The organism is Chondrinema litorale, assembly GCF_026250525.1.
GTDB classification, from domain to species: domain Bacteria; phylum Bacteroidota; class Bacteroidia; order Cytophagales; family Flammeovirgaceae; genus Chondrinema; species Chondrinema litorale.
In genome coordinates this window covers 48,537-66,259 of the sequence record NZ_CP111059.1, presented here as the reverse complement: position 1 = coordinate 66,259, position 17,723 = coordinate 48,537, and the positions used below count along the sequence as shown (strand labels likewise).

General features: G+C 35.4%; 16 protein-coding genes. 9 read left to right on the top strand and 7 right to left on the bottom strand.

The features are described from left to right. The first annotated feature begins 169 nt into the window (after positions 1-169). From OQ292_RS36670 to OQ292_RS36650, 5 genes are all read left to right on the top strand, one after another. Positions 170-820, top strand: coding sequence for an SDR family oxidoreductase (locus OQ292_RS36670; protein WP_284689248.1), 651 nt, complete (start codon positions 170-172; stop codon positions 818-820). Positions 821-907: 87 nt separating this feature from the next. Then, positions 908-1,618, top strand: coding sequence for a hypothetical protein (locus OQ292_RS36665; RefSeq protein WP_284689247.1), 711 nt, complete (start codon positions 908-910; stop codon positions 1,616-1,618). After that, positions 1,615-2,187: a WG repeat-containing protein gene (locus OQ292_RS36660; protein ID WP_284689246.1), complete on the top strand. Its 573-nt coding sequence runs from the start codon at positions 1,615-1,617 to the stop codon at positions 2,185-2,187. Before OQ292_RS36665 ends, OQ292_RS36660 begins: the two co-directional genes overlap by 4 nt. Before the next feature lie 98 nt (positions 2,188-2,285). Next, positions 2,286-2,780: a hypothetical protein gene (locus OQ292_RS36655; RefSeq protein WP_284689245.1), complete on the top strand. Its 495-nt coding sequence runs from the start codon at positions 2,286-2,288 to the stop codon at positions 2,778-2,780. A gap of 55 nt (positions 2,781-2,835) precedes the next feature. Further along, the gene (locus tag OQ292_RS36650; RefSeq protein ID WP_284689244.1) at positions 2,836-3,501 is read left to right on the top strand and encodes a DUF4349 domain-containing protein; all 666 of its coding nucleotides are present in this window, start codon (positions 2,836-2,838) and stop codon (positions 3,499-3,501) included. 96 nt (positions 3,502-3,597) lie between these two features. Here OQ292_RS36650 and OQ292_RS36645 read toward each other — a convergent pair whose 3' ends face one another. Next, complete coding sequence (locus OQ292_RS36645) at positions 3,598-4,878, bottom strand: alginate export family protein (protein WP_284689243.1); 1,281 nt, start codon at positions 4,876-4,878, stop codon at positions 3,598-3,600. 192 nt (positions 4,879-5,070) lie between these two features. Here OQ292_RS36645 and cobA point away from each other — a divergent pair, with 192 nt between their 5' ends. The 3 genes from cobA to moaCB all read left to right on the top strand — a co-directional run bounded on the left by cobA (position 5,071) and on the right by moaCB (position 7,473). Then, a complete protein-coding gene (cobA, locus tag OQ292_RS36640) occupies positions 5,071-5,874 on the top strand; it encodes a uroporphyrinogen-III C-methyltransferase (protein WP_284689242.1) in 804 nt (267 codons plus the stop codon). Positions 5,875-5,891: 17 nt separating this feature from the next. After that, a complete protein-coding gene (locus tag OQ292_RS36635) occupies positions 5,892-6,476 on the top strand; it encodes a precorrin-2 dehydrogenase/sirohydrochlorin ferrochelatase family protein (RefSeq protein ID WP_284689241.1) in 585 nt (194 codons plus the stop codon). Between the two features lie 103 nt (positions 6,477-6,579). Further along, the gene (gene moaCB / locus OQ292_RS36630; protein ID WP_284689240.1) at positions 6,580-7,473 is read left to right on the top strand and encodes a bifunctional molybdenum cofactor biosynthesis protein MoaC/MoaB; all 894 of its coding nucleotides are present in this window, start codon (positions 6,580-6,582) and stop codon (positions 7,471-7,473) included. Between the two features lie 128 nt (positions 7,474-7,601). Here moaCB and OQ292_RS36625 read toward each other — a convergent pair whose 3' ends face one another. From OQ292_RS36625 to OQ292_RS36615, 3 genes are all read right to left on the bottom strand, one after another. Beyond that, a complete protein-coding gene (locus OQ292_RS36625) occupies positions 7,602-9,044 on the bottom strand; it encodes a rubredoxin (RefSeq protein WP_284689239.1) in 1,443 nt (480 codons plus the stop codon). 65 nt (positions 9,045-9,109) lie between these two features. Further along, positions 9,110-12,646 carry a nitrate reductase gene (locus OQ292_RS36620; RefSeq protein ID WP_284689238.1) on the bottom strand — a complete coding sequence of 1,179 codons (3,537 nt, stop codon included), beginning with the start codon at positions 12,644-12,646 and terminating at the stop codon, positions 9,110-9,112. 159 nt (positions 12,647-12,805) lie between these two features. Further along, positions 12,806-14,233, bottom strand: a complete 1,428-nt coding sequence (locus OQ292_RS36615) for an MFS transporter (RefSeq protein ID WP_284689237.1) — start codon at positions 14,231-14,233, stop codon at positions 12,806-12,808. Between the two features lie 167 nt (positions 14,234-14,400). Between OQ292_RS36615 and OQ292_RS36610 the strand changes: the two genes are divergently transcribed. Beyond that, the gene (locus OQ292_RS36610; protein WP_284689236.1) at positions 14,401-14,538 is read left to right on the top strand and encodes a hypothetical protein; all 138 of its coding nucleotides are present in this window, start codon (positions 14,401-14,403) and stop codon (positions 14,536-14,538) included. Positions 14,539-14,586: 48 nt separating this feature from the next. Here OQ292_RS36610 and OQ292_RS36605 read toward each other — a convergent pair whose 3' ends face one another. Genes OQ292_RS36605 through OQ292_RS36595 form a run of 3 tightly spaced genes read right to left on the bottom strand, consistent with a single transcriptional unit; the run spans position 14,587 to position 17,721 of the window. After that, positions 14,587-15,258: a response regulator gene (locus OQ292_RS36605; RefSeq protein ID WP_284689235.1), complete on the bottom strand. Its 672-nt coding sequence runs from the start codon at positions 15,256-15,258 to the stop codon at positions 14,587-14,589. 32 nt (positions 15,259-15,290) lie between these two features. Continuing rightward, positions 15,291-17,132, bottom strand: coding sequence for a sensor histidine kinase (locus OQ292_RS36600; protein ID WP_284689234.1), 1,842 nt, complete (start codon positions 17,130-17,132; stop codon positions 15,291-15,293). A gap of 10 nt (positions 17,133-17,142) precedes the next feature. Then, on the bottom strand, positions 17,143-17,721 hold the full coding sequence (locus OQ292_RS36595) for a DUF4202 domain-containing protein (RefSeq protein ID WP_284689233.1): 579 nt from the start codon (positions 17,719-17,721) through the stop codon (positions 17,143-17,145). Positions 17,722-17,723: the final 2 nt, after the last annotated feature.

Genomic DNA, 17,723 nt, shown 5'->3' with positions numbered 1-17,723 from the left:
AAAGGGTAATATTGAGAAATATTACTCTTTGACATCAGAGTTATACTACTTTAAAGCTTTAGTAAAAGCCATTCTTATCTCCAATCAAACAATCCCTTAAGCTGCCTTGTTTTTATATTACCTTGTACCAAGGATAAATATTTTTACATTAAATAAACAAACACACAAATTGAAAAAGGTAATAATAATAGGAGCAAGTGGAAAGGTAGGTAAAATTATCACCGAAAAAATGTCTCAATCTGTAGACTTTAAACCCACTGCGGTATTTAGAAAAGAAGAGCAAAAAGAGTATTTCGAAGAGCTCAATGTAAATTATAAAATTGCTAGCATCGAAGTCGAAGTGGATACACTGGCAGAAGTAATTAAAGGAGCTGATGCAGTAGTGTTTACTGCTGGTTCTGGCGGAAATACCGGTTACGATAAAACGCTAACTGTCGATTTAGATGGTGCAGTAAAAGTGATGGAAGCTTCACTTAAAGCAGGTGTAAAACGCTTTGTAATGGTAAGTGCACTAGGAGCAGATGATAGAAGCGGTTGGGAAGGTGCTAAAATTAAACCTTATTACGTGGCAAAACATTATGCAGATCAGGTACTTAAATCGATTGGTTTAGATTATACAATTGTTCGCCCAGGAAGATTATTAGACGAGCCGGGTTCTGGCAAGATCGATACTTTAGCACCTAAAGAAAAAAGAGGCATCCCTCGTGAAGATGTAGCTCAAACAGTGCTTGAAGTACTCAAAAATGACAATAGTATTGGTAAGATTATAGAATTTAATGAGGGAGAAACTTCAATTGATGAAGCTGTTATTCAGCTTTAACCGATAATTCTTTTCAATCTATTTTGAGGAATAATAATGTTTGCTGAATATCGCAAGGCAAAAATTATTATTCCTTTTTTTTATAGTATGTTAAAAATACAGTATCAAGATAAAAGCTTTGAGTTGCCTTTGTCAAAAGCAAATTTGCTAGGCTCTTTTTCTTTAGACGAAGACTGGCAACAAATGGATTATAAGCATGGCGATAGTGCTTTAAATTTATGTATGTTGCTAAGCTATCGGGTACCGACTAGCTATTTAACAAATAATGATTTCATTTGGGTAGATGCTGTGGATCAAGAAGAAACGGCACTCATAAATCTAGAACTAGAAATTAACCATACTGACTTTGATTTAGATAACAAGAAAACTAGAGTGCTTGGTGAAATTTTACTTTTCCCATCGCTTACAGACTTGCAAAATCAGCAAGCTAATCAATCCATTTTACAAGATTCTACTTTGTGGTTTCCGGCTTATGCAAATCCAACTCAATTAAATAAGATCAACTTTGGTAAAATTATAGGTAATCAAATAGAAGTTACTTGTTCTGGAGATTGTGTAGATATAAATGGAAAAATGTCTTTTACATTTACCGAGCAAGTTGATTTTGTAATCAGCAGTGAGATTGAAGGCTACCCAGAGAATTTCCAAGACTTTACAATACAAGATAGGTTTGCGGAGATTAAAAATTGCTTTGCCACAATTTATAATATTGATAAATATACATTTGAAGAAAGAGTAAAAAATGAACTAACAAAAAATGTATGTGTAGATTTTAAATTAAAAGATTCTAACTCATGAAAGCCCTAAGCAAACTATTTATTCCCCTCTTTTTTACCTTAATTTTAATTGCTTGTAAAGATGACAAAGACAGTTCAGAAGAGGCCAAGCAGAGTAATTCCGCATTGCAAGAAATGCTAATCAGGTTGCCTATAGATTATGAGATGGGAGATGAATTTTGCTATGTAAATGCCCAAGGAGATACTGTAATTCCTGTTGGTAAATTTTTGCACAGTTTTTCTGATACTATAATCGACTATGGCGTTGTGGTGGAGCAAACCGAAGGTAGTTATGATTTAATTGCGATTAACCCAAAAGGAGAGCGTCTTTACAAAGTGTATCTGTTTGATAATGGCCCAGATTATCTAATAGAAGGTATGTTTAGAATTGTAAAAAATGATAAAATAGGTTTTGCAGATTCTACCGGAGCAATAGTGATTGAGCCTCAATTCGCATGTGCTTATCAATTTTCAGATGGCAAAGCCAAAGTCGCTTTTGATTGTGAGTTAGAAGAAGATGGCGAACATTCAGCCATGGTAAGTGATAACTGGATTTTTATTGATAAAACAGGGGAAATAGTGGACGAATAGCACTTTTTTAGCATTTAGTAAATAGCGCTCTGATTAAAATTTAGGCACATTTAAAACTAGCTTGGTTAATAGTAATCTATCAAAAAGCTAATGTTTAAATGAAAAATTTAATTTTACTCCTCATAATTCTTTTAATTTCTGGAAGAGCTTTTTCGCAAGAAAAAGAATGGGATATTGTAGCAGGTTTAGGTTTTCCTGATTGTTTACATATCGGGGTAAATAAGTCGATGAACAAGAAAAGCACCTTAGGTGGCTCAATTGGCTATTTTCCTGACTATTCCAATATTTTTCAACTTACTGCTGAGCATCAGTTAAAATTAAAGTATTCTAAAAAATTTCCAGATATGCCTACTTGGTATTTTGCTCAACGCTTAACTTATATGTATGAAGATAATGTAGACTATGTTTGGCATAATATCTATTTAACTCCATCCATAGGAAAGCATTTTAACTTTAATGATAGGTTTGGTCTTAATGTAGACTTAGGTGTAGTGATGGTACTGATGGAAAAAACTTATGCTAAACTAGAGTGTTATGATGAAATCATGCCATTTTTACCAAGTCTTAGAATACAATTCTTTTACAGAATTTAGTGTAACATTCATTTTCCTCTACGTAAGCTTAGTACATCGTTTAACCAAAATACTTATGAAATACCTCCAATTAGCTCTCATTTTAGTAATTAGTATTAGCTGTTTTAATTGCTCAAGTTCTAACTATCCGCAGCGATCATATGATTATAGCTTAAGCGAATCTACCCTTGATGATGAAAGAAGCATGGAAGGAGAAGAAGAGCGAAAGATTCTTTATTCTGCCTACATTACTTTAGTCACCAAACTACCAGATTCCATCAACAACGATATAAAGCAAATTGCTAAAAAGTACAATGGTTATGTGAGTGAGGCAGGTACTTACAGAGCTGTAATTAGGATAGAAAGCAGCAAATTAAATGATGCTATTGCCGACCTTTCCAACTTGGGTAAAGTACAGAGCAAGCGACTAGCAAGTGAAGATGTGACCGAGTCTTACTACGATTTTCAGATAAGGTTAGAAAATGCAGAAAAAGCCAGAGACCGTTATTTGGAATTACTTGCAAAAGCAGAAAATGTAGAAGCAGCTCTCAAAGTAGAAAAAGAACTAGAACGCCTCAACGAAACCATCGATTTGCTCAAAGGCAAAATGAGTAGAATAGATCACCTAGCAGCATTTTCTACCATCACCATCAACATCAGAGAAAAAAAGAAACCTGGTTTACTTGGCTACATCGGTTTGGGATTATACCATTCTGTTAAATGGCTTTTTGTAAGGAATTAATAAAAAACAGTCTCACAAAATCGTTTCGTGAGACTGAATAACAAGTGATTAAATTAACCATGTAAAAGTCATTTATTGGTTGGATTATTAGGTATATTATTCATCCTTCTTAAATGTATATTTAAATATTGTTGGGTTGATTGAAAGTTGTACCCAGCCCCAGTTATTGGTGTTATTAGAAGTAGTACCTCCTTTCACTAAGCTCATGCTGTTGCTAGCAAACATTTGAGAGTATCCAACATTCAATTTTACATATTCTACAATTGGTTGTGTGTAAACCAAGTCAATTTCAGTTCCTAAGTATTTGCTAGCATCTTCTACTAAATCTGCATTGGCAGTAAAGTAGTGCGCTTTAATTAAAAGGTTAGAACTAGCTCCAGTTTTTACTACTACCTTTCCATAGATATCGTTTAGACCAACATTATTAGCGTGGTTGCCTACGTAGAAGTAGTCCATAAATCCATTGAATTTGTGGTTAGTTCCGTAAAGTGGAAAGAAAGATTTGTTATCTGTGCTACCATTTTGGTCAGTTCCACTCAACATTTCATAGCCCAATGCCATTAATGTTTTGCCTTGTTTGTAAGAACCTTCTAAAGCAAGTTGGTATCCACTTAAATCTGTAGTAGCATTGGCTTTTCCGAATTGATAGTAAGCGCTACCCGCAAATTTTAATGCTCCTAGAGGGAAGGTAAAGTAAGTACCGGCAGTATTTCTATAATATACACCATCTGGCACATCGTTGTTTTCTCCTGTAAACTTCTGGAAACCATTATTTAATACAAGGAAACTTAAAGAAGATTTTTCCCAAGATTTATTTAAATGGGCATACATCATGGTTTTGTAGGTAAAGAAACCAGTAACATTGTAATCGTTTCCGAAGTTACTTTGTCCTTCTTGGCTGTAGGCAAAACCAAGATCCATTTTAAATTTATTTTTATTGTATTTTATCAAAGCAGCATCATGAAAACGTCCCTGTAATGCCCAATCTAAACCACCAAATACTCTTTGATCATCATAAGATATTACCTGACGACCTAATTTTGTAGACCAGTTTTCGTGTAACTTCAATTCTGCCCAAGCCTGAAACAAAGAGAATGAATTGTTATCGTCTGTAGGTAAAATTTGTCTAGTATCTCCCCAGGTACTTACATCCTGTATGCTAATCATTATTTTAAGTTTGTCATCTGTAAAACCGAAGTTTAATCGGGAACGCTGGGCAACAAATGCAGCAGGGTCTGCATCATCAGGAAAAAGACTGTTAAAACCATGACGGTACTCGAAGCGCGGGCGGATGTCTGCATCTGCCGTAAAAGTTTGTGCTTTTACTAATTGGATTATTAATGTAAATACAACGATTAGGGTAATTTTTGTTCTCATAACTTAAGTGCTTTTATAATGACAATACAAACATAAGTATAAATTAAGTAATAACTAAGTATATATAAGTATTTTTTTGATTTTTTATGAAAAAAACTTACCTTAGTGCTATATTTATATAGTAAAACACTTATTATTACTTATAAATACTTACTTAATATACTTATGTAATCATCTTTTCAACGTGAACCTATGAGCCAGAAAGAAAATTTATACCCAAGAGTTACTTTAATAGGAGCAGGACCCGGCGATCCAGATTTACTTACTATTAAAGCAATGAAAGCTTTAGAAACTGCCGATGCTATATTGTATGATGCATTAGTAAATGATGAGATATTGAAGTATGCACCAAATGCTAAAAAACTCTTTGTAGGAAAGAGAAAGGGTTTTCATGCCTTTACACAAGATGAGATTAATCAGTTAATAGTAGAGCATGCTTTGCAATACGGCCATGTTGTAAGGTTAAAAGGTGGAGACCCCTTTGTTTTTGGCAGAGGTAAAGAAGAGGTAAACTACGTAGAAGCTCATGGAATTGAAATAAATGTAATTCCGGGTATAACATCGGCAGTGGCTGTTCCAGAATCTGTGGGGATTCCTGTTACACACCGCAAAGTGGCAGAAAGTTTTTGGGTAATTACTGCTACTACTGCTAAGCATAAACTTTCAGAAGATATTAAACTGGCAGCTCAATCTAATGCAACTGTTGTAATTTTGATGGGAATGAGTAAATTACCAGAAATAGTATCTATATATAAGGCTAATGATAAACACAAAACAGCTATAGCTGTTATACAAAACGGTACGAAAGAGAATGAACGTTTTGGCTTGGCTACAATAGATAGTATTGAAGTGGTTGTGGCTCGCGAAAAATTATCTTCACCAGCAATTATTGTTATTGGAGATGTAGTAAAAAACAGCAAGCACTATTGGCCATTTATAGAAAACGCTATTGTTCAGGACGAATTCATTTTTCAAAACCTGAATTTATTTAATTAAAAGCATCACATAATTTTATGGAGAGAAACGAGCTCTATCCCATTTTTGTAAAAGTTCACGAACTAAATGTTTTAATAGTTGGAGGTGGTAATGTTGGTTTGGAGAAACTGTCATTTATGCTAAAATCTAGCCCGGCTGCCCATGTAGATATGGTGGCAACTTGGTTTATGGACGAGGTAAAAGAATTGGCGGCAAAACATCCTTCTGTTACTTTAATAGAAAAAGCTTTTGATACTTCCGATTTGGAAGGCAAGCATTTGGTAATTGGTTGTACAGATGTATTGGAAGTAAACCACGAGGTAAGGAACGAAGCGAAGAAAAGAAATATTCTGGTAAATATTGCCGATACCCCTCAGCTTTGCGATTACTATTTAGGAGGTATTGTAACCAAGGGCAATGTAAAAATTGCTATTTCTACCAATGGTAAATCGCCTACTATGGCAAAACGTATCCGTCAGTTTTTAGAAGAGGTACTTCCAGAGAATATTAACGATTTGGTGAAGAACCTAAACGAATACAGAAAAACACTAAAAGGTGACTTTGATGCCAAAGTGGAGGCCATGAATAAAATGACTAAAGGTTTAATAGATAAATCTGATTAATTTCCATTTTTTGATGGTAAATTTGATATTATGATGATTACTTTTCTCTTAGCAGATTAGTTGAAATTTCATCGAAAAAAGGAAAACAGATTAGCAAACTGAAATGGTAGATATCACACACAAAATAAAGTCGCTAAGGGTAGCAGTTGCAGAGGCCTTAGTAAAAGTAAGCAAACAGGAGACTATAGATGCAATTAAAAATAATACAGTTCCGAAAGGGAATGTATTTGAAATGGCGAAAACGGCAGGTTTGTTTGCAGTAAAAAATACACATACTACCATTCCGGATTGTCACCCACTTCCCATAGAATACACCGCCGTTGATTATGAGATTGACGGACTCACAGTTAAAATTACCATTACTGTAAAAACTGTTTACAAAACTGGTGTTGAGGTAGAAGCCATGCATGGTGCATCGGTAATTGCACTTACTATGTATGATATGCTCAAACCAATTGACAAGCAAATCGAAATTGGTAACATCAGGTTAGTAGAGAAGAAAGGGGGTAAAAGTAGCTACAAAGGAAGATACAGAGATAACCTGAAAGCAGCCGTAATTGTATGTTCAGATGCCATTGCCAAAGGCAAAAAATCAGATACTGCCGGGCAGGTAATTCTTGAAAAGCTAAAAGAAAATAATGTAGAAGTAAGTACTTACGAGATTATTTCTGATGATATAGAAAGTATTAGAAATAAAGCTACAGAGTTTAGCCAGAATAATGAATTGGTAATTTTCTGTGGAGGAACTGGCCTTACTTCTCGCGATATAACCCCCGAAGCTTTAGAGCCAATTTTAGAGCGTCGCGTTCCTGGAATTGAAGAAGCGATTAGAAGCTATGGGCAAGAAAGAATGCCTTATGCCATGATCTCAAGAAGCATTGCAGGAACAATTAATGGTAGTTTAGTTTTGGCATTGCCGGGTTCTACTAATGGAGCAATTGAGTCTATGGATGCAATCTTTCCTTACGTATTACACATTTTTAAAGTACTTAGATAAGCTGAGTTTAGGCGTTTAGATTTGGTCTTAAAAAAGAAAGGCGTTTTCTAACGCCCCTCTAAACTCATTTACGTTTTCTCTGTTTTGTAAATAAACTCTATGAAAATTACCTTTCTGTTTTTAATGTTTTAATTCATTTGCTTTATAATCTTTTTAGCAACAAAACTGTCTTTTGTTGCATCACATAGAGAGCAGGTATAAGACTCTGGTAAATCTTCAAATGCAGTACCTGCTTCTATTCCTTGAGTAATATCACCAAATACAGCATCGTAAATGGTGAAACAATCCATGCACTGGTGTACATTAAACTCTTGCTCCTCTTTAGGTTTGGAAATGACTTTCTTCTCTGTTTTTTCTGTACCTAATTGCTCAAAATATATCTTACTAAGCTCCATCAACAAACCCGGAAGTTCGACCATATCTACATCTTGCACATACACTTCGTATTCTCTAGTGTATGGATCAAAGTTTTTAGCATGCAGCAAGTTATAAGTATCGCGAATGGTAAAGTCGCCTAAACTTTTTGGTGGCTTATTTTTTTCGATTACGATTGAGGTGAAATAGTAAGCTTTGCGGGCATAGTCAGTAATACCAAAAGTTAAACCGTAAGTACTTATATCGTTTTGATCGAAATTAGAAACAAGGAATTTTTTAAGTTTAATCGCTTCCTCGTTGGCTACAGGTAAATGCCAGTTAAGCTCTAAACTAGAATGCCTTACGTTTATACCGAATTTTCCAAGAAATTTTTCCCAGTCTAGTTTGGCTTCTGCTGGTATACCTTTTACAATAAAGGATTTCCATGGAGTAATGGCGATTTTGGCGATTTTATATTCAGAACATAAATCGCACATGGCTTTCAAAAAGGCAAGATCATACTGGTTATTTCGCCAATACAAACCCAACCAGTATTTATCCATATCAATTTTATGCATGCCCTCATAGTAAGGGAAAGGCATAAACGGAACATCTAAAGGTTTATCTATTGTACGATTATTAGTATCGAGTGCATCACTTACCAAATCGAATATCATCTCGATGGTTTCTGGTTCTTCTTGTAGCATATGCTCAATTTCATGTGCTACTTTAGCAATATCCCAGCTATAGATTAATGCAGGATATAGCTCATTTTCTTCCCAATTAGGCAGTCTTATATATAAATACCAATAGTTTTCGTGCTCTGAAGCTACAAAATTTAAGTGCCCAGTAAATAAAGGAACCAGACGTTGCTTCGGGTCGGTAATGTTTATTTTTAATTTAGGTAAATACCTAAACTGCTCAAGAATATACAAATACCTGTCGCCTGTTAACCAAGAAGTGTGCGACGAAATATCTACTGAGATGTAAGATGAAACTATGTTTTCAGATGAAGCATTATTGTGATCTATAATTTCAATTTTATCTATCTCGTTAATTTTCTCTTGAGGGATTAATTGGGGGAAAAGTATATCTTGTCTCGACCCAAATGAGATGGAACTTAAGCCAAGGTTTTCAGCAGTTTCAGCGATGTATTTTAATTCTGAAGGAGAAAGAATACCCCCTTTTACGATTATTCTTGAAAGATTATTTCTCATTATCTTATCAGTTCAGCAAATTATTTAAAAAAATCTGGCTCAAAGTTTATTGTCAATTTGAATATTTAGCTTAAAATAGGAGTGCCTTTTATTTTGGCATTGTTCAAGATTTCTTTCACTTCACTTTTGCAACTTCCACATCCTAAACCTGCACCTGTTTGTTTGCATAACTCTGTAAAATCTGTACATCCTTTTCCTATGGCTTCCTGAATATTTCCGGCTCCTACTTGGCTGCAAGAGCATACCAATTTGCCAATTACAGGTTTGTCGTTAGACTGCCCACGTAGTAGCGTATTTCTCTTATCTGAGAGTTCGATTTTACTCTCAATCATGGTTTTGTATTCGGCAAACTCTTTTTTATCACCCATTAGAATAGCACCAACCAGTCTATCGTCTTTCACTATACATTTCTTGTAATAGCGCTTACTTACATCAGTAAAGATGATTTCTTCGTAACTCAAATCATTTTCTGGCACATTAATTTGCCCAATACTGCAAAGGTTTAAGTCATTGAATTTCAGTATATTCATTAATACAGAACCTTTGTATTGGCTGCTAACATCACCAGCTATAAAGTTGGCTAGCGTCATTGCTTGTTCTTCTGCTGCAGAGGTAATCCCAAAAAGTTGATTGTTAAATTCGGCAATCTCACCAATGGCAAAAACATCTGGCGAAGAGGTTTGTAAATGTTGATTTACTTTAATGCCTCTACCACATTGTAGGCCACCTTCTTTAGCCATTTCGATGTTTGGCCTAGTACCAATGGCGTAAACAATTGCATTACTGGTAATACTCTTACCACTCTTTAGGGTAATGTTTAGTTCGCCAGTGTCTTCATCATCAAAGACAGTACTTACCTCGTTGTCGAAGTAGATTTGAATGCCCCTTTCTTGTACATCTAGTGCTAGCAACTTGCTTGAAGTTACATCTAGTTGTCTTTCCATTAGTCTGGAAGATCGCTGCACAATGGTAATTTTTACATTTTTGTGTCTGAGTGCAGCAGCCATTTCTAACCCAAGCAGACCTCCACCAACTATTACCACATGTTGTTCTTCTACATTAATGTTGGTGTTATCCAAATAAGTTTTGAATCTGTCTGCGTCAATTTTACTTCTTATAGTAAACCTGCCGGGTAAGTCTAGTTGAGCCTCTTTTGGTACAAAAGGTCTACTACCAGTAGCCAGAATCAGTTTGTCATAAGTATGAACACTGCCAAGGCTATCGATTACTATTTTTTCTTGAATATCGATTTTCTCAATGTATACACCCGGATACAGTTCAATGTTTAACTTTTTAAGTTCGTTTTCTTTGATCTTTTGCAACTGTTCCCAACTTAGTTCTTCAGTTACATATTCTGGTAGTAAAACCCTATTGTAGAATGGATGAATTTCTTTTGAGAATACTAGAATATCATCATTCTCATTGTGTTCTCGGTAATTTTGGATAAAGCGAAAGGCAGCCGCACCAGCACCTGCTACTATAATTTTTTCTTGTGGCTTTTTATATTTTAAAACTGAAACCGCAGTAAACTTAAAATCTGGCTCTTTAGATTTTGGGTCAATAACAGAGAAAGTTAGGTTATTGGCTCTGTTGAAATCGCTTTGGAGTTGTTTGCCCCAGTGCATAGGCAGAAATACTACACCTTCGCGCACATTATTAGTTACCTTAGCGCGCACTCTTACTACTCCATTTCTGCTTTTTACAACAGTAACATCTCCATCTTTAATCTTTGCGAGGTTTGCATAAGTTGGGTTAATCTCTAGAACCGGTTGAGAGTAATGCGTTTTTAATCTGGCAACTTTGCCGGTTTTGGTCATGGTATGCCACTGGTCTCTTACTCTTCCAGTTGTGAGTATTAATGGGAATCTAGAATCTGTTTTTGTTGATAGGTTTTCTAAAGTATCTGGAATATTAAAGATGGCTTTTTGAGAAGGAGTGTAGAACTTCTTATCTTCAAAAAGTCTCTTAGTGCCCTTATGTCTGTAATCTGCTACTGGCCACTGGAAGGTACCTTCATTCTTTAGTCTATCGTAGCTTAAATAAGAAATATCAATTTTAGTACCTTTCGTCATGGCACAATATTCTTGATAAATCTCTTCTGTATTGTTGTAGTTAAAGCCTTTATAGCCCATTCTTTGGGCAAAATCACAAAGGATTTCTACATCTGGTTTGGCTTCGCCCGGTGCATTAATTGCTTTTGGTAGGTAAGAGATTCTTCTCTCTGAGTTAGTCATAGTTCCTTCTTTCTCCAACCAGCCAGCAGCAGGTAAAACAAGGTCTGCAAAATCTACAGTATCAGATTTATGAGAAATATCTTGAACTACTACAAATCGAGCATTCTTTAATGCTTTTTCTACTTTTTTTAAGTTTGGCAAACTCACCAATGGATTTGTACAGATAATCCAGATGGCTTTCAATTTGCCAGCTTCCAAAGCGTCTACCATTTCTGTAGCGGTGTATCCGGGTTTTGGTGAGATGTCATCTACTCCCCAAAATTCTGCTACTTCTTTACGATGTTCGCTGTTCATTAAATCCTTATGCACCGCCAATAGGTTAGCCATACCCCCAACTTCTCTGCCTCCCATCGCATTGGGCTGTCCAGTTAAAGAAAATGGACCTGAACCTGGCTTACCTATTTGTCCGGTAATAAGAGATAGGTTTAGTAATGCAAAGTTTTTGTTGGTACCCACCACACTTTGGTTGAGTCCCATAGCCCACATAGAAATGAACCCTTTGGCGTTGCCAATCATTTCGGCTGCCTTTTTTATGTCGCCTTCAGAAACACCACAGATTTTTGCTGCCTTCTTTAAAGAAGTAGCATTCACCTGGTCTTTATATCTTGAAAATCCTTCGGTATAGTTGTTTATAAATTCCGGATCGATTAACCCACGATCTAATAGTCTTTTACCAATTGCATTGTACAATACAATATCAGTTCCTGGGATTATTTGTAGATGTAAATCTGCGAAGTTGGCAGAGTCTGTTTTACGAGGGTCTACCACAATAATTTTTACATCTGGATTTTGTTCTTTGTGCTTTTCAATTCTTCTAAAAAGTATAGGATGGCACCAAGCAGGGTTTGCCCCAGTAATAAAGAAACAGTCAGCTAATTCGATGTCTGCATAAGCTATTGGAACAGAGTCTTCGCCAAAAGTTTTTTTATAACCAACTACGGCAGAACTCATACAAAGTCGCGAATTGGTATCTATATTATTTGTGCCTAAAAAGCCTTTTGTAAGTTTGTTGGCAATGTAGTATTCTTCTGTTAAACATTGCCCAGAAACATAAAAGCCAACACTATCTGGTCCGTATTTTTTTATAATAGATTTGAAAACATTAGTAGCACGATCTAAAGCTATATCCCAATTTACTCTTTCGCGAGGATGCGATCTACTCCACCTCATTTCCGGATACAGAATCCTGTCTGACGTGTCGTTGGCAACATAGTGTAAATTCATCCCTTTTGAGCATAACATGCCCATATTTACTGGATGCTCTTTGTCGCCTTCTACATAAACTCTGTTATTGTTATCTTTTTTTACAACAATACCACAGCCCACACCACAATAAGAACAGGTAGTTTTGATTTCTTTATTTCGCATCTTCTGCACCGTTTTAATAATTTACAAAAAAATAAAATGGCTGATAGGAGTGTTGTTTACTTATTTTTTTCTAGAATAAGTGCAAGAGATACTTATTTTTTTTAATACCTCTGCACTTTATCTAAGTATAAATTTGATCATAATTCTTTACACTTGCAATTAGCTTCTTACTGGTATAAGTGCTGCTTCTGCAGTTTGTTCTAATTCTTGTTCGGCTACTTTTTCGTCTTCTACTGAGAATTTGATAGCTAAGGCTGTCAGTCCACAAAGTACAACTGCACCACCTATTAGTAAGTATCCGCTAGATACTGCCGCTGCTGCTGCTGCTGCCTGAGCTGCTTTTACTGCCGATTCTCCTAAGCCTTGGTTTAAAGCAATTGCTGTTTGCTCTGCACCTGCAGACATTGACTTAAGTAATAAAGCTGCTAAAAATGCTCCTACGTTTCCACCTGCACCAACTACACCAGAAACAGCTCCAATTGCCTTTTTGTTAATAAATGGAACCACAGAGAAGGTTGCACCTTCGGCCATTTGTACTGTTAAGCTGAAACCCACTAAGAAAATAATACCTATTACAAGACCAGTTAGAGAAGAGAAGATAGCTAACATAATTCCTTCTACTGTAAGTATACCTGCTAAGAATAATACTCTACCACCTAGGCCTTTCATTTTGCCAAATTTATCGCCGAAGAAACCGCCAAGTGTACGAGCAAAGATGTTCATTAAGGCAAAAGAGAGTACAATGTTACCCGCAGTGATTCTATCTAGTTGGAAAGTGTTTTGTAAGTAGTCATCCATTGTTCCGTAAACTGTAAGCTCAATACCGAAACAAGCTGCATACACGATAAAAAGGATCCAAACTCTGTAGTCTTTAATAGCTTCTAGAAAGCTTACTTCGTCTTTCTTTTTAATTCCAGTGAATTCACCAGCTTCTTTTAATTCTTTAAAGTTACCATTAGGAGTATCTTTAGTAAAGAAGTAATATACTATACCCATTAAGAAACAAACTGTACCTGCAATTACCATTGAATATCTCCATGCATCAGTTTCTGCAATACCAAAGCTAATTACAACTGCTGCAATAAGTGGCATACCTAAACGGTTAGCACCACCACCAAGGTTACCCCAACCAGCCGAAGTTGCATTGGCAGTTCCTACCACGTTAGAAGCAAACATTAAAGATGTATGTACTTGAGTAATTACAAATGAAGCACCAATAAACCCTATGAAAAATCTGCAAATTAAAAATTGCGTAGGAGTTTGAGCCAAACCGCATAAAATTACAGGAATCGCACCTAATAATAGTAACCAAGTGTAGCTTAAACGAGGGCCAATTTTGTCACAAAGTTTACCGATAGCGAGACGTGCGAATACAGTACCTGTTACTGCTAAAATTACAGAGTTCCATTTTTGATCTGGAGATAAACCTAAATCCTTAACAACATCTGGCATAAAGGGGACAATGCCAAACCAGGCAAAAAAGCACATGAAGAATGCTACCGAAGTAATCCAAAAAGTACGCATAGGGACACTGTTGAAATCCCTTAGATTGATTTTTGTCGCTTTGCTTGCAATTAAATTATTCATAATTATAGGCTTTATTAAGTATAAGTATATAACTAAGTATAAAAGTAAGTATTTATATTTATAAAAACTACGTACTAAGTAATTTTTTCTGGTTTTTTACTTAAAAAAGTGAAAATAATTGCCATGAGTACTTATAAAGCACTTGAAATGACCTAAACCTTTAAGGAATGAGATACTTAAGTTTATTAAAAATAGATATTAAGCGCTTTCTAGCAGATAGTTTTTTATCTGCGAATAGGGATAATAAGTGGGAATACGTAGAAAATTACTCTGTATGGAATAGGGAAGTAAAAAGCCACTTATAAGTAAAGTGGCTTTATAAAATTCTTATTATATATAAATGGATATGTAGTCTATACCAAATCTAACTCTTCTACTTTAGTAACCAATTCTGTAAAGTTTTTTACATCAAGTTTTTTCATGAGGTTAAAGCGATGAACTTCTGCAGTTCTTTTACTAATGTTCAAATCATCGCCAATTTCTTTATTGCTTTTTCCTTCCAGTACTAAATCGAGAATTTGTTTTTCTCTGCGGGTAAGATTGAACTGTACTGTTGGAGATGGTTTTTTGTTAGTTTCTTGAGTAGGTGTAGATACATTGCCATTCACAAAGTTTTTGATGAGAATAGAAGAAATATCACCAGTGAAATATTTACCACCAGAAGCAACGGAATTTAATGCTTTAAGAAATTCTGCTTTACTCGATCCTTTAAGCAAGTATCCATCAGCGCCTGCTTGAATAGACTGCACTACATACTCTTCAGAATCGTGCATGGAGAGCATTAGTGTTTTTACGGAAGGATATTTTTGATTAACCTGTCTTACTGCATCAATGCCATTGAGTACTGGCATACGTATATCTATAATGAGAACATCAGGTTGCTTTTTTGCTATGCTATCTAAAGCTTCTTGTCCATTAGAAGCTTCGTCAATCACTTTAATTCCATTTTCACTGCTTAATAGAGATTTAATTCCATCTCTTACCAATTCATGGTCGTCTGCAAGTATAATATTGATAGTGTCCATTGGTACTTACTTGTTTTTTTCTAAGTACAAATTTACGAATTATTACGTACTTTTTCATATTCCTGAATTGGAATGTTTAGTGTTATTCTTGTACCTTTTCCAAGAATAGAGTTTAAAAAGAACCTGCCATTTATGTATTTAATCCGTTCTTTCATAAAAGTTAAGCCCATTCCTCCATCTCCATTTTTAACATTCTTTACTTTTTCCGGATCAAAGCCTTTTCCATTATCATCTATAGTAACACTAAGTATTTGTTTGCTATGTGAAACAGTTACTATTATATGTGAAGATTGCGCATACTTAATAGCATTATTTATAGCTTCTTGCGTGATGCGGTAGATGTTTATTTCTGTAAGTGAATCTAACCTTTGGTTAAAATCGGTTTTGTTATATAATACAATTTCTTTGCTTGTAAGTCTACTTAGTTCATGGGTAAGTTTGGCTAATGCCGGAGTTATTCCGTGATCTGTTAATTCGGGAGGAGTGAGGTTAAAAGTAGCAGTTCGAACTCCTTTAATAATATTTGCCGAAAGCTTTTTGAGGTTCTCGATTTTAGCCGATGCTTTTTCCAGATCATTTAGATTGAGACTTTCTAGCTCAAACTTTAAACCGGTGAGCATCTGCCCAATGCCATCGTGGATATCTTTGGCTATTCTGTTTTGTTCATTTTCTTGGTTTTCAATAATCTTCTTAGAGATAATACTTTGTTGATTCATTTTCTCTTCGAAGCTCTCTTGTGTAAGTCTATCTATTTCTAGTTGTGCATTTTTTCTTTCTGTAATATCCATACAGATAATGATCAGCTCTGGTTTATCTTCTTCAGTAGTAAATGGAATAATGGACATTTCTAACCAAACAGCTTCTTTTTCTTTGGTTGTGGCTTTTACTTCTCCTTGCCAACCAATCTTTTTGTATTGGCCAATTATCTCTTCTATGGCTGTTTGCTCTTTTCTGTAAATAGATAAAATCTCAGAAAATTTGTGAATTGCATCTAACTTACGAACCTTAAATAATCTGGAAAATTTATCTCCTACATATACAATGGATCCATCTGTACTAACTCTGGCAAACAGAAAAGTTTGATCCATTGCTTGGTTTAATGCCCGAAGTTGTCTTACAGATTTCTCTTTTGCCTGGCTGAGAATATCTGCATCGTAGGCCATTTTTTTAGCATTCTTTTCTGCTTCTAACAGATCGTGAATACTATTTTTTACTGCTTTGGCAGTTGGCCAGAAAATTAATAGAAACTCACCCAAAAGAATGGCTAGCGTGATACACATAATGAGCATTTCTACATTACGCAATCTATCTACTTTCTCTTTTGCTTCCACATCAAACTGATTAACAATGCTATCCATTGTTTCAAGAAAGTGCACTTCATTTTGCTTAATGGCTTCAATTTCACTTTGCAGCTCAGCAATATCTGTTAAAGGATTATTTTCCAGTTTGCTAATAATCTGCTCAGAGGCATTGAGCATTGTATTAAAGTAAGATGCGATTTTCTCAAACATACCAGCAATAATTTCGCTGTTGTCTCCTGGTAGATTGAGTTTATTGCTGCCATTCTGTAAAGCTTCGTGAGATGACCGCCACAGTTGCTGTGTTTCTGCTAATTGCTCTTTAAGATGCTGCCTTATTTGTGCATTTTCTGTCTCGGCGATAAGCAGTGTGAGCTTGGTGAGTTTTTGGCTTAACATGCGCTGCCTGCCAGCTACATTAATTACTCTTGAATCATTTTCTTGATCGTCGAGATATTTTCTAATAAGTAGCTGGCTGGTAATAATTGAAAGTGCAATGGCACTTAGCGCGATAATGTAAAGCCTTTTTAATTTGTCAAATGTTCTTTGATCCAGTGAGTTATTTCTCACAGTCATGGCGGTAATATTAGGCTAGTGCTTGTTTTATTAAAGACAAACTACTTTCTGACAATGGTAATTTTAACGCCGCCTGATGTCCTTCATCAGACATTTTTCTCCATGTTTTTTGTAGTATGTCTATTACTTTTTCGTCATTGTGTTTTGCAGCAAACTCTTCAAAATAAAAATGAAGAAAAACCAGACAGATTACATCTTCTAAAGCTTGCGTATCAGCATCTTTTTTCAACATTTTCTTTCTTATAAGAAAAGAAACTCGCTCAATAAATTCTTGATCGTAACCTACAGATTCAAGAATTTCTGATGTGATCTGCGCATGCATTTTTTTGAGTTCTTCTCTCCATTTTAAGTAACCTACTTTATCCATCGGATAGTCACTTCTTGGAATTTGCCAGCGGCAGATATGCTGAGCTCTTGCTGCAATCTGTAATTCTTCAGAGGCATCGGGCATAAATTCTAGAAGCTTTTGAGACATTCTTTGTGAGTACAAAAGCTCCTTTGGATATTCCTTAGCATCTGCAGTTTCCGTATTCGGATCTGTTGCATTTTTTTCGTCAATGAGTTTTAATGCTTCTTCGAAATTTGTCATAT